This window comes from Tardiphaga sp. 866_E4_N1_4, from assembly GCF_052076075.1.
Lineage (GTDB): Bacteria > Pseudomonadota > Alphaproteobacteria > Rhizobiales > Xanthobacteraceae > Tardiphaga > Tardiphaga robiniae.
Window position 1 is genome coordinate 6106026 of sequence record NZ_CP197242.1, and the last position, 13335, is coordinate 6119360.

Consider the following 13335-nt stretch of genomic DNA (forward strand, 5'->3'; position numbering starts at 1 on the left):
GCAGGACCTATTATAGATGATGTGAGGTGCGAATGTGAATGCCGCTGTGAGGTGTCACACAGCCTGGCCGACTTTCAGCAGCATGCAGCCGCTGATCTTCAGGGTGCCATCCGGCTGCGGCTCCAGCGTATAGAGCGCATCCCACGGCACGCCATCGGCATCGACGATATGGACCTTCTGCTCGAGGGTGCCACCGGACGTATTGCTCTCGGTGAATTCGAAGCTGCGATGGCGATAGATGGGTGCATAGGCGTTGCGCACCATGTCCATGAAGCTGTCGGGATCGGTGAAAATGCTCTGGATGCCGGGGGCCGCGAATCCATAGGCAGTCACAGCGTCGTCGCGCGCCAGCGCATCGGCTTGGGAGCTGATGATCTTCTGCGCCGCCGCTACATCCTCCGCAGCACGGACAGGCGATGCGAGGCCGATCATTATGACGACAAGAAAGAGGAGGCTGCGCATAGGCTCACTTGCTCAAAATGTTCTTGTAGATGACGCCGTCTTTCATGATGATTTTGAAGTTATTCGCGGGATCGGCAATCAGGTTGATGTTGTCCAGCGGATTGCCGTCGACAAGCAATAAATCCGCGAGCGCGCCCTGTTCCACGACGCCGAGCTTGCCGGGATAGGGATTGCGCTTGCCGGACAGTGCCAGCAGTTCGGCGTTTGTCGATGTCGCCATGACCAGCGCTTCGCCGGGCGTGTACCAGCGCGTGAGCGAGGCCAGAATTGCGCCCTGTTGCTGCGCGAGCGCGCGCGAGAACAGCACGTCGGTGCCCCACGCCGTCTTGATCTTGTACTTCCTTGCAAACTCGTAGGACCTGGCTATGCCGGGCCAGACCTCATCCGCCTTGGCTCGCTGGACGGACCCCTCCGGAAAGCCAAGCCTCAAGCCCTCGGGGAGGGGCTGCAAGCTCAACCAGATGTCCTTCTCGGCAAGTAGCCTGGCGGTTGCCTCGTCCATCAGCATGCCGTGTTCGATGCACTTCACGCCAGCGGCAACGGCTCTCTGGATCGCAGCCGGAGTGAAGGCGTGCGCGGCGACATATGTGCCCCAGTTCTCGGCCGCTTCAACGGCGGCGCGTAGTTCGGCCTCGGTGAAAGTGGTCACGTCGACCGGACTGAAAGGTGACGACACGCCGCCGCCCGCCGTCAACTTGACCTGGGAGGCGCCCTGCATGAGTTGTTCGCGCGAGCGCACGCGCACCTCGTCAGGGCTGTCCGCAACTATAGCGCCACCGACCTGCTCCATGCGGGTGAGCATGCCGCCGATCGTGCGTGGCAGGTCAGTCAGCTGCCGGAAATCCCCATGCCCGCTCGTGATAGTGATCATGGCTCCGGACGGATAGATGCGTGGGCCCTTGACGATGCCCTCGTCGATGGCGCGCTTGAGGCCGAACACCGGCCCGCCAACATCGCGAACAGTGGTGAAGCCGCGCATGAGCGTGTCAGTCGCTTCGCTGCCGGCCAGCAGATTGTTGTAGCCGACGTCACCGAAAGCCTGTGCCGGCGTCACCCGTATCAACATCGCATGCCAATGATTGTCGATCAGGCCAGGCATCAGCGTATGCCCGTTTCCTGCGACACGCTGAGCGTCTGCGGCCGCTATCGGTGCCGTAGAAATACGCTCGATGACATTGCCCTTGACCAGCACATGTGACGGAGCGGAAAGAGTGGCGCTTCTCCCGTCGAAGATTCGAACATTTTCGAAGAGCACATCGCCGGCGCTCGCGCTGGTGCAAAATGTCAGCGCAAGAATCGCTGCGAGCAATCGACTACCGACAGGGAACAACATGAGCGTTCTCCGAGCAGTAAAGCCTGCACTATGACAGAAACCGGCGTCCACTTGAAGGTGGCGCCGCTACCTGTGGACCCCGGCTGATGTTACGGGGAATCCGCTCGGCCAGACGTGAATATATCTGGTTGCTCAAGCTCGTCTGGCATCGCCCATCCTTCAGCCATCAAAGCGACATGGAGCGCGGTTCGAACCTCGGGCGGCTCAATTTTCCCGACAGTCGCCTCATCAAGAATAGCGATCAGCTTCGTCCACCGCGGCGTTGTCTTGGCTTCGCTGTCAACGTAACGCTGGACCCATCTAACCGCCGCCAGGAGAGAAAAGATCGTGCGGTTCTTCGCCGGGGTTTGCCCGGGCGCCTCTGGCATCAATCGAATTGGTTCAAAGATCATTTGCACACAAACCGACTGCTGAAATTCGCTTTATCGTGCCACAGAGCCGGCAATACGCAATGGGTGCCGGCATGACACGCAGCAATTGCACGTCGCCCTGACCGCAGCGGCGATCACCTTGACGATGGCAATGGCGACATTGCTGCCCAAGGCCGCATAGACGACGAAGCACTGCGGAGACTTGCCACGGCTCAGCTCGAGCGTCGTTATCGAAGCCACCAATTCGAAGCCTTTCAGGAAACGGATCACGTAGGCGGGACGATAAGATGGATGGTAGCAAGTAATACGGTATCCGCAAGGCACCGCATAAGCCCGTCATAGCAGTGCTGATACGGAGGCCGATATCACCAAACACCAATCCAGCTTGTGTCGACAGGCTATTTCCAATGAATCCGTTTCTGCGCAAGTCCACGACGAAGATATGGCCATGAATATTTGATGGCACGATCATTCAAAAAAGTGGCCGAACTGTCGTTAAAAACGGGACAGGAGTTAGCGCTACCGACAGAGATTCGATGATGAAGCGATTTTTTTAACGGTCACATCCCGATGGACAATCTGTCGAAATGTTCTTCGACAATTTGTCCAAGTGCCGGCACTCATGAATCCCTAACTCTCTGATATGTATGGGCGCATGCTCTGGCATGCACGTTGCTAACTGAACATCATTGGCGCCGAAGCGATAAGAAAAATGGATTTCCGGCGCGAGCGAAATGTGAAGCCGAACGCGCTGCCTGCTCACGGTAAGACAAGTTAAATCGTCGGAGGTAATGATGACGTTTTCTCTTCCGGATCTTCCTTACGCCTATGACGCACTTGTGCCGTTCATGTCGGCGGAGACGCTCGAATACCATCACGACAAGCACCATGCTGCCTACGTCGCCGCTCTCAACAAGCTCGTTGCGGGATCAGCGTGGGAAGGAAAGGCGCTCGAAGATATCGTCAAAGGGGCCTTCGAGAAGAATGCACCGGTATTCAACAACGCTGCTCAAGATTATAACCATACTCTCTTCTGGAGCTGGATGAAGCCGAAGGGCGGAGGCGCCATGCCGACCAAGATCGAGAGAAAAGTCATCGATGACTTCGGGTCGGTAGAGCAGATGAAAGAGCAGTTTCTGACAGCTGGTACCGGCCAATTCGGTTCAGGGTGGTGCTGGCTCGCGGTGAAGGACGGAAAAATCGAGGTCATGAAGTCACCGAACGGCGAAAACCCCCTCGTGAAAGGCGCCGTTCCGATTCTCGGTTGTGATGTATGGGAGCACTCGTATTATATCGATTATCGCAACCGCAGGCCGGATTACATCAAGGCCTTTCTCGATCATCTGGTGAACTGGGACTACGTGGGCGAGTTGTACGAGGCAGCGGAGTGAACGATAAAATAGTGCGGATAACGACGGCGGGATTTAGTTTGGCGAATTCCGGCTATCCTTAAGCCGACACAATTAAGGGAGCGATCGGTGGGTGCTGAATCGAATGGACTGAATGAGCAAGACAGCATTTCTGTGATGGAAGGATTTGAGGCAGTACGACTTTTCTTAAGATCCGTCTTGCGGCGCCGTGGGAAGCAGGACGACGAGATCGACTTCATATTGGGGGGACTGATGTGGGGAGACGGCGCCCCGAATGACCCGCTGATGTGGGACGATTGGTTGGCGGCGATCCAGTCGTTGCGTGACGGACAAGCGGACTAGCGCTGCTCAAAAATGAGAGACTTGGATTGACCTTCAGTTCATAGGCGCGGCATGACGAAAATCGCAGTAGTCTTCTTCAGCGGGTATGGACATACAGCAAAGCTCGCCGAGGCCGTGCAGCAAGGCGCGTCGTCTGTGCTTGGCACTGATATCTCGATGTTACGTATCGACGCGAACGGAGAGCTGAAGCAGACCGCCTTGGAGGATCTCGTCGTTCAGGACGGGATCATTTACGGGTCTCCGACTTATGCCGCAGGTCCGGCTTGGCAATTCAAGAAGTTCGCCGACAGCTTTGCGAGGCTCGCGCCCGGACAACCGCGAAAACATAGGGTGTCGGCCGGGTTCACAAGTTCAAGCTCCGCGAACGGTGATGGATTAGCGACCATCATATATCTGTTCATGCTATCTCAGCAGTATGCGAACATCTGGGTGGGGACGAGCCTGCGGCCGCCCAGTGCCGACGACGAGGCTTGGACGGCGGGGAGCGCTGGAGCGGCGGCAGTATGCCCGGTTGATGCGCTGCCCGATGAAGCGCCACGTACCGCCGACCTCGAAAATGCGTTCCTACTGGGTAAACGTGTTGCCGAAGTCGCCGCGAAACTTGCGTCCTGATCGCGGCTGCGCGTTGTTTCATCGCCGAGACTAATGCGCTGTACGTCCATCGAGCGGCATCTGCTTTTTCCGATGCCGTTCGGCCTCGCTCGCTTGATTTCCGTTGCCTGACGAGCTCGAAGAACGGAGCTCATATTTTGATTGCTAGTTCGTCTTGGCTCCATCCTAGCCATGCTCTCGCCGCCCCAACTGGGTTGGCGCGATCTGAGCAAGCGTATGTGCCAGGTCGAGGTTTATTCCGGATGGCCGCTGCCCAGCAGCCCGGAATCCCAACCTGCGGCCGTAGCGCCAGCGTTGTAGGTGGATTCGAAGAAGGTCAGCAGGTCACCGTCAGGATTGCCGGACTGGCCCAGGGAACGAAGACAAACTTTACGAATAGCATATTGAAGGTGGCGCTACTTAAAGGTGGCGCTATCGCTCTGTAGAGAAATCGGAAGGGCGGGCACTGTCGGTTCGAAGCGTGGACGCCGAGGCGTCTCGGACAGTGAGAAGCAGATGAGGGGTACAAGCCGCTATGCACAATGAAGGTCTTGTCATCGCGCGGGTGTTTCTGGGCGTGCCGTTCATCGTATGGGGAATCTTGAAGCTGCGGGGCGGCGAGGCCAAGCTCGTCCCGGGCCTCAAAGCGCTCGGTCTGCCCGACGCCGTGTTCTTCGCCTATCTGGTCGGGTTTTGCGAATTCGCCGGCGGGGTGATGATCGTGCTTGGTTATCCGGTGCGCACCGCAAGTATCTTGCTCGGTCTTTGGTGCCTCGTGACAGGGTATGACGCCCATCGGGGCAATATCACCGAAATTCTGGCGCCGCCAACCGAACAGTCACCGTCAATTTCTCTTCTGGTCAGATAGCCGCCGTTTCGATCGTACCCGCTGTCATCGAACCGGAGAAGCGTGAGCTCGTTCCCCTCGAGATCATGCATAGGAAGAATGTGCTCGATCCTATGAGTGCAATAGCCTCAGAGCTTATACGGTTATCACAGAGCGAGAACCCTTGCGCAGGCGTTGCGCGCGTGTTCACCGGTAGCAGTCGTTTCGACGTGGATATCATTGCGGGCAGCGTCAAATCAGATGAGATAGAGTGCCGCGCCGTACATCGACCCAACGCCGGTCACAGGCCGTCGAGGAATACCAGCCCAACGATTGCCGTGGTCGCTTTCCCAAAGACCGGCAGGACAGACGGATTGCGCCTGCCGACACGGATCGAGGTGCCGCTGTCTTTGGGAACGATAACTATTCGTCGTGTAGGATGATCGTCTGGCAGGGTGACGCGAACGCCTATGATCAGGATGCGCTTTCCGGCCTCCAGGAGCCCATTGACCAGCCGTAATACATCGAGGCCGCAATGCCTTTACGCCGGCACAGCTCGGAGATGTCGGCTTTCGAGGGGTGAATGACCTCGGTGCTTCGCCGACTTGCGCCTATGTAAAGACGCAACCGATGGGCCGGCGACATTGCGTCGGCCGAACCGATGCAGTCAGTCGTTTGCGGCATAACGCGGACTGCAAGAAAGTCCGAAAGCACAAGCGCATCACTTATGTCCGCGTTGCACGAGGTAAGCATAATGCGATTTCGGAAGGCGGCACTACGCTCCCGCAGGAGAACATTACTGGTCGGCATTGCCGTCCTCTGCCTCGACATGGCGGTGAGCAATCAAAGTTTCGAGATCGATGATATTTCGCAAGCCGCTTCGGCTTGGCACCGATATGCGCAAAGGTCTCATCCGATGAGAGCTTGCACCGCTCTGCCGCAGTGTGTCTCGCCAAATTCAGCAATTGATCCAACGATAGTGCATCCGGTGGTCGCCTCATCGGCCCCAGGGTGACGCGAACGAAGTTCACCTCGTCGATAAATGCGTCTGCATGTCTCGCGTATGAGCGCCGACCCTCATGTCTGAGCCCGCCGCTCTTGATGATCATCATGACTGGATTCGAGGTATCTCTGTCATGGACTTGTGCGATGCCGCGATCGATTGTCCCTACGATAGCCGCCCTCCTCGCGACCAACTAGGTAGCGATCAACCCGCCGCGTCCGACCGCCTCTGATCGAGACGATCGAAGCACCCTTTCTACTTCACGTCACGGAATCGATGTCCCTCGCAAATAAAATCGCAAATCAGCCGCCGATCTACGTTGAGAGCATGTCTAATACCCGAACGAGGCGCTCGTCTCGTGATGTAGGGCGATCTGCAACTTCGATCGAGGACGATGCCGCGATCGAGTGCGGCGGACGTTCGATCATTCCATGTCTTTGAAACTGAGCGATCGGATAAAATGAGCGCATTCACGAACGACCTCGAAACACGCGTGCCCCTGCGTTCGCGTAACGGCCGCTTGATGTGGGGGGGAGTCATCGGGTTGGCGATGCTTGGAGTGCCGATCGCAGCCATGCTTCTGTCCCGCGACCCGCAAACCGCTGTAGCCGCTCCGCCACTGCCGGTGGTATCGGTTGCGCCGCCGCTTTCGCGCACGGTCAACGAATGGGACGCGTACGTCGGTCGCTTCGCGCCAAGTAAGAGCGTCGACGTGCGCCCGCGGGTCTCCGGACAGGTCATCGCGCTTCACTTCGCAGATGGAGCCATCGTAAAGCAGGGACAGCTGCTCTTCACGATCGATAAGCGCCCCTTCGAGGCGGCTCTCGGAGAAGCTCAAGCCATGCTGGAGAGCGCCAAAAGCGATCTGGCGCTGGCACGCACCGACGTCGCGCGCGCCGACCAGCTCAGCGATGCGGCGATCTCGAAGAGCGAAGTCGATCGGCGCCGCGCAAAGATGCAAGCCGCCGTGGCGTCCGTCGCCGCGGCCGAGGCGCGCGTGCAGTCTCGAGTTCTGGACATGGAATTCACCGACGTGCGCGCCCCGATTGCAGGTCGCGCTTCGGACCGCCGCGTCGATCCCGGCAACCTAGTCATGGCGGGCGACGGGGCCAACAGCACGCTGCTCACGACCGTCAACGCTCTCGATCCAATATACTTCAATTTCGATACGTCGGAAGCGGTCTTCCTCAAAACGAAGCGCGCTCAACAATCGGGTGCCGAACCGTCCCGGGTCGAGGTCCGCCTTCAGGACGAAACGAACTATCGCTGGAGCGGTCAACTCGATTTCATCGACACCGGCCTAGATCCGCGTTCCGGCACCATCCGTACGCGCGCAGTATTGAAGAACCCGGACATGTTCCTGACGCCCGGAATGTTCGGCAACATGCGACTCGCCAACGGCACGGCGTCAACGGCGCTGCTCGTGCCCGACTTCGCGATACAGACCGATCAAGCTCGAAAAACGGTTCTGACCGTCGCGTCCGATGGCAAGGTGGTCGCAAAACCGGTTCAGCTCGGGGCGGTGGTGGACGGGCTTCGTATCGTCAAGAGCGGTCTGGACGCAAACGACCGCGTCATCGTCGGCGGGATTATTTCAGCCGTGCCCGGAGCCAGTGTCGCGATAAAGGCCGGAGAGATCGTGCCAGTCACGTCTTCGCCCAGTACACCAATGCTTGCCACGAGCGGCGAGGTCACGTTCGCCCGCTGAGCGGCGCGATCGCAGGCAATCAGGACTGTCAAGCATGCGTTTTTCTCGGTTCTTCATCACCCGGCCGATCTTCGCTGCGGTCATCGCCGTCGTGATCACCATCGCGGGCGCCATCTCCTACTTCAAGCTGCCGGTCGCGCAATATCCCGACATCATTCCACCCACGGTCGCGGTGTCAGCTACATATCCCGGCGCGTCGGCGGAGACGGTCGCCGAGACAGTCGCATCGCCCCTCGAGCAGGAGATCAACGGCGTCGACAACATGCTCTACCAGACCAGTCAATCCACCGCCGACGGGAGGGTGGTGATATCGGTCGTGTTCAGAGTCGGGACCAATCTGGACGCCGCGCAGATGCTCGTGCAGAATAGGGTCGCGACCGCGTTGCCGCGACTGCCGGAAACCGTCCAACGTCTGGGCGTAACCACGCGGAAGACGGCGCCGAGTGCCTTGATGGCGGTCAATCTGGTGTCTTTGGACGGTTCCCTCGATCAAAGTTACATCTCGAACTACGCGCTCACTCAGATCCGCGACCGGCTCAGCCGCATCGAGGGCGTCGGCGATGCCCGGATCTTCGGCAGCCGCGAGATCGCGATGCGCATTTGGATCGACCCCGGTAAGGCATCCGCATTAAACCTCACGGCCGGCGAAATCATTGCGGCGCTCCGGGCGCAGAACGTCCAGGTGGCTTCGGGAGCCCTTGGTCAGCCGCCCACCGCCAACAACGACGCATTCCAACTGAACGTCCGTACACAAGGTCGCCTGACCGAACCGAGCCAGTTTGCCGACGTCATCGTCCGCACCGACGCCGACGGTCATCAGGTGCGGGTGCGGGACATTGCGCGCGTCGAAATAGGGGCCGCGGACTACGGAACGAACGCCTATCTGTCCGGCGACGCTTCGGTCATGATCGGCATTTTCCAACGGCCAGGCACCAACGCGCTGGAGACCGGCTTGACCGTGGAACGAGAAATGGAAGAGGCCGCCAAGAAATTCCCTCGTGGTCTCGAATTTCGGATCATGTGGAATTCCACGAAATTCATAGCTCAGTCGACCGAAGCCGTACGCGATACGCTCTTCGAGGCGGCCGCGCTCGTCGTAATCGTGATCTTCGTATTCCTTCAGAACTGGCGCGCGGCGATCATTCCCGTTGTCGCGATCCCTGTTTCGCTGGTGGGTACGTTCGCCGCGATGGCGATCGTAGGATACAGCTTGAACAGCCTCTCGTTGTTCGGTCTCGTCCTGGCGATTGGTATCGTGGTCGACGATGCCATCGTCGTAGTCGAGAATGTCGAGCGCAACCTCGAACGAGGCTTGGCTCCGCTCGAGGCCGCGCGCGTGTCAATGGACGAAGTATCCGGGGCTTTGGTCGCCATCATGCTCGTTCTCTGCGCGGTCTTCGTCCCGACCTTCTTCCTGACCGGGCTATCCGGCGCCTTCTACAAGCAGTTCGCGCTCACGATTTCGGCCGCAACCGTCGTATCGCTGATCGTCTCGCTGACGTTATCTCCGGCGCTTGCCGCGCTCCTTCTCCGGCACGACCATTCGCCCCGTCCGCGCGGATGGGCCGGACGCGCGTTGCGGGCCGCGGGCGGCGCCTTCAATCGAGGTTTCGATCGCCTGAGCGACGGCTACGGGCGCCTCACCGCGCGCCTGATCGCCAACTGGAAGATCATGATGGTCGCGTACGGCGCGCTGATCGTGGCCACGGTCGCAGTTCTTTGGACGACGCCGACCGGCTTCGTGCCCGCGCAGGACCAGAGTTATCTCATCACGATCATCCAGCTTCCTCCAGGCGCATCGCTCGCCCGCTCAGACGCTGTCCTGCAGCAGGTTTCCAAACGCATCCTGTCGGTTCCGGGTGTGCGGGGCACAATCATGCTTGCGGGGTACAATGCCGCTTCGGATTCGAGCGCGCCCAATTCCGCAACGATTTTCGTACCCCTCAATCCATTTGATCAACGGAAGACGTTGGACCTGTCGGCAAACAGCGTTCTCGCTGAGGCCCGCAAGAGGGTCGCGGACATCGACGAAGCCAGGGTCTTGGTCATTCCGCCGCCTTTGATCGACGGCATCGGATCGGCCGGCGGTTATCGCATGATGGTTCAGGACAGGAGCGGGCAGGGCTATAAGGCACTGGCGGTGCAGTCCGACAAGCTCATCGCTCAGGCGAACGCGACGCCCGGCCTCGCGCAGGTGTTCACGTTCTTCAACACAGCCACGCCGAGAGTATACGCGGACATCGATCGTCCGAAAGCGGACATGCTCGGAGTACCGCCCGAGCGTGTGTTCGAGACGCTGCAGGTGTATCTTGGCTCGGCCTACGTCAACGACTTCAATCTGCTCGGCCGCACGTTCCAGGTCATCGTTCAAGCCGATCAATCGAGCCGCCGCACCGAGGCCGACATCGGTAATCTCAAGACAAGGTCGGCGAGCGGCGCGATGGTCCCGATCGGTTCGGTTGCGACATTCAGAGACGAGACCGGGCCGTATCGCGTCGTCCGATACAACCTGTTCCCGGCGGTGGAAGTCGATGGCGACACGGCGCCCGGCTACTCGACCGGACGTTCGCTCGCGACGATGGAAAAGCTCGCCGCCGAACGGCTACCTTCAGGTTACGGCTTCGAGTGGACGGCCATCGCTTTTCAACAACAGATCGCAGGAAATACCGCAAGTCTTGTGTTCGTGCTCGCCGTCGTACTCGTCTTCCTCGTTTTGGCGGCGCAGTACGAAAGCCTGACGATGCCTCTCGCGATCATTCTGATCGTACCGATGTGCGTTCTCGCAGCGATGACCGGCGTGAACCTGCGGGGTATGGATAACAACGTCCTCACGCAGATCGGTCTCGTGGTGCTGATCGCCATGGCCGCGAAAAACGCCATCCTCGTGATCGAATTCGCGAAGCAAGCGGAGGAACGCGACGGCCTCGGGCCGGTCGATGCGGCTGTGCAAGCCTCCAAAACTCGCTTGCGGCCGATCCTGATGACCAGCTTCGCGTTCGTCCTGGGCGCCGTGCCGTTACTCGTAGCCAGGGGCGCTGGCGCCGAACTGCGCCAAGCCCTGGGAACAGCCGTCTTCTTCGGAATGATCGGCGTCACCGGCTTCGGTCTGATCTTCACGCCGATCTTCTACGTCGTTTGCCGTTCGTTGGGCGATCTGCTGTCACGACGGCGGCGCTCCGACGCGGTGGCGGTCCCGGCCGAGTAGTCGCATCTGCCGGACGGCCGCCGGCGTACGAGATCTTTTCGCCGGCGCCGGTTACGCCGTCGGCAGCTTCATGAGAGAACCGATCATGCGAAACCTGCTTCGCCTATCGCTGCTGCCCGCCTCGCTTCTGTTGGCAGGATGCGACTTCGTCGTGTTGAGTCCCGCAGGCGACGTCGCCGTCCAGGAACGGGATCTCACGTTCTTTTCGGCCGTGCTGATGCTCGTGGTCGTGCTTCCCGTCATGGCGATGGTCGTCCTATTCGCATACCGTTATAGGGCGTCGAGCACGGGAGCCCGCTACGAGCCGGATTGGCATCATTCGGCTAAGCTTGAATTGGCGATCTGGTCCGTGCCGCTGCTGATTGCGATCTGTCTAGGTGCGCTTACGATGGTCGGTACGCATCTACTCGACCCGTATCGCCGAATCGGACGCATCGCCCCGGACCATCCTGTCGACCCGGCAGCGCAGCCGCTCGTCGTTCAAGTCGTCGCTCTGGATTGGAAATGGCTCTTCTTTTATCCCGAGTATGGAATCGCCACCGTTAACGAACTCACGGCTCCGTTGAACCGGGAGATCGCTTTCAAGATCACCGCATCGTCGATCATGAACTCGTTCTACGTCCCGGCGTTGGCAGGCCAGATCTACGCAATGGCGGGAATGGAGACGAAGCTGCACGCGGTCGTGAACAAGCCGGGCTCTTTTAACGGATTCTCCGCGAACTATAGTGGCGCTGGCTTCTCCGGCATGCGTTTCAAATTCCATGCGATAGAAACCGGCGCTTTCGATGAATGGATCGCGCAAGCTAAGGCTGCGCCGGCTGTGCTCGACCGTGGTACTTACCTCGATCTGGAACGTCCCAGCGAGAACGTTCCCGTAAAATACTTCGGCAAGTTCGACGACAATCTGTATCGAGACATCCTCAATATCTGCGTCGATAAAAGCAGGATGTGCGTCGATGAAATGATGATGATCGACGCCGAGGGAGGTCGTCTGGATCCTCCGAAGGGCGGACAAGGCGCTTCTGCACGATAGGGCGAAGACGTGATGCGACCAGTAGCGCAAGTCGTTTTTTAGAGGTCGGTACGTTTCTCGGATCCGACCTTTGCGATGTAACGTCTGCCGCCGAACGCTGGTCGGCGTCTCATCTAAGCTCGATACACGAGATGGCGAGAATAGAGTATGCAGCAAGATATCCTGAAGACGGCTGAAGAATGGATCGTTGCAGGTCATGGGGTCGCCATAGCGACCGTGGTCGAGACGTGGGGATCGGCTCCCCGACCTGCCGGCTCGAACCTCGTCATCAACGACGAGGGGACGTTTCTCGGTTCGGTATCTGGCGGCTGCGTCGAAGGTGCGGTCGTTGCCGAAGCGCTCGAGGTCATCGAGAGCCAAACGCCTCGCCTGCTCGAGTTCGGCGTAGCGGACGAAACGGCGTGGAAGGTCGGCCTCACTTGCGGCGGAACGATCCGCGTATTCGTCGAAAAGGTCGGGTGATGAAAGCTCGTCGATCGCCGTCCGCTTCGATCGCGGACAAGCCGATTATCAACCAGCGGGGCAAGGACAGCAGTTCCGCCACCGCGTTTCAGACGATGATGCCGAAAGCAGGCGTGAACATAAAAGGGCCCGCCGCTCACTCGCCGGGTGCCGAACGCTTCTGCTGGGACATGATCACGATCGACGCGCACCTCGCGGAGATACGGGCCTACCTGGCCGGGAAGCTGAAGGTCAGCGTGCCGCAGTGGATTTTGATGTCGGTCCTGGAAGACCGTGGTGAGGGGGAGGGCGTCTCCGTCCGCGATGTGTCGAAATGCATGGCGGTCGATGCATCGTTCGTGACGACGCAATCGAAGCTTCTCGAAGCGAAGGGGCTCGTACTTCGGGTCCAATCGTCGACCGATGCGCGGGTAATTCTGATGTCGCTTTCCCAAGTCGCGCGGGACCGGATCGAAGCCATTTCGGGAGAGCGCGGTTCGATAAGGGACTTTATGTTCGTAGATCTCGACGCAGACGCTCTGGAGACTTTCCTAAAAAGTCTTGCGCAGGTGAGAGACAATATTTCCAGAGCTTCCCGCCTAGTCTCGCTCTATTCGCTTTAGCGGTCCGGAGCGCGCGCCGACAGCGCC

The 13335-nt window shown here is 59.2% G+C and carries 11 protein-coding genes and 1 pseudogene; 9 read left to right on the plus strand and 3 right to left on the minus strand.

Annotated features, from left to right (window positions below):
- Positions 1–54: 54 nt before the first annotated feature.
- Both AB8B20_RS29340 and AB8B20_RS29345 read right to left on the minus strand, forming a co-directional pair.
- The gene (locus AB8B20_RS29340; protein ID WP_439070665.1) at positions 55–462 is read right to left on the minus strand and encodes a DUF4864 domain-containing protein; all 408 of its coding nucleotides are present in this window, start codon (positions 460–462) and stop codon (positions 55–57) included.
- 4 nt (positions 463–466) lie between these two features.
- Positions 467–1771, minus strand: coding sequence for an amidohydrolase family protein (locus AB8B20_RS29345; protein ID WP_439072973.1), 1305 nt, complete (start codon positions 1769–1771; stop codon positions 467–469).
- Between the two features lie 1189 nt (positions 1772–2960).
- Here AB8B20_RS29345 and AB8B20_RS29350 point away from each other — a divergent pair.
- The 3 genes from AB8B20_RS29350 to AB8B20_RS29360 all read left to right on the plus strand — a co-directional run bounded on the left by AB8B20_RS29350 (position 2961) and on the right by AB8B20_RS29360 (position 4490).
- Positions 2961–3557, plus strand: a complete 597-nt coding sequence (locus AB8B20_RS29350; RefSeq protein WP_439070666.1) for a superoxide dismutase — start codon at positions 2961–2963, stop codon at positions 3555–3557.
- 87 nt (positions 3558–3644) lie between these two features.
- Positions 3645–3878 carry a hypothetical protein gene (locus AB8B20_RS29355; protein WP_439070667.1) on the plus strand — a complete coding sequence of 78 codons (234 nt, stop codon included), beginning with the start codon at positions 3645–3647 and terminating at the stop codon, positions 3876–3878.
- 51 nt (positions 3879–3929) lie between these two features.
- Complete coding sequence (locus AB8B20_RS29360; RefSeq protein WP_439070668.1) at positions 3930–4490, plus strand: flavodoxin family protein; 561 nt, start codon at positions 3930–3932, stop codon at positions 4488–4490.
- Between the two features lie 233 nt (positions 4491–4723).
- Here the strand turns inward: AB8B20_RS29360 and AB8B20_RS29365 are convergent, their stop codons facing one another.
- A complete protein-coding gene (locus tag AB8B20_RS29365) occupies positions 4724–4867 on the minus strand; it encodes a DUF5996 family protein (protein WP_439072974.1) in 144 nt (47 codons plus the stop codon).
- 137 nt (positions 4868–5004) lie between these two features.
- Between AB8B20_RS29365 and AB8B20_RS29370 the strand changes: the two genes are divergently transcribed.
- The 6 genes and pseudogenes from AB8B20_RS29370 to AB8B20_RS29395 all read left to right on the plus strand — a co-directional run bounded on the left by AB8B20_RS29370 (position 5005) and on the right by AB8B20_RS29395 (position 13308).
- Positions 5005–5337 carry a DoxX family protein gene (locus tag AB8B20_RS29370; protein WP_439070669.1) on the plus strand — a complete coding sequence of 111 codons (333 nt, stop codon included), beginning with the start codon at positions 5005–5007 and terminating at the stop codon, positions 5335–5337.
- Positions 5338–6758: 1421 nt separating this feature from the next.
- Entirely contained in the window at positions 6759–8006 is a 1248-nt protein-coding gene (locus AB8B20_RS29375; RefSeq protein WP_439070670.1) for an efflux RND transporter periplasmic adaptor subunit, read from the plus strand.
- Between the two features lie 34 nt (positions 8007–8040).
- Positions 8041–11211 carry an efflux RND transporter permease subunit gene (locus tag AB8B20_RS29380; protein WP_439070671.1) on the plus strand — a complete coding sequence of 1057 codons (3171 nt, stop codon included), beginning with the start codon at positions 8041–8043 and terminating at the stop codon, positions 11209–11211.
- Positions 11212–11296: 85 nt separating this feature from the next.
- Positions 11297–12202, plus strand: a pseudogene (gene cyoA / locus AB8B20_RS29385) (ubiquinol oxidase subunit II); the annotation flags it as partial.
- Between the two features lie 189 nt (positions 12203–12391).
- Positions 12392–12706 carry an XdhC family protein gene (locus AB8B20_RS29390; RefSeq protein WP_439070672.1) on the plus strand — a complete coding sequence of 105 codons (315 nt, stop codon included), beginning with the start codon at positions 12392–12394 and terminating at the stop codon, positions 12704–12706.
- Entirely contained in the window at positions 12706–13308 is a 603-nt protein-coding gene (locus tag AB8B20_RS29395; RefSeq protein ID WP_439070673.1) for a MarR family winged helix-turn-helix transcriptional regulator, read from the plus strand. Before AB8B20_RS29390 ends, AB8B20_RS29395 begins: the two co-directional genes overlap by 1 nt.
- Positions 13309–13335 lie beyond the last annotated feature (27 nt).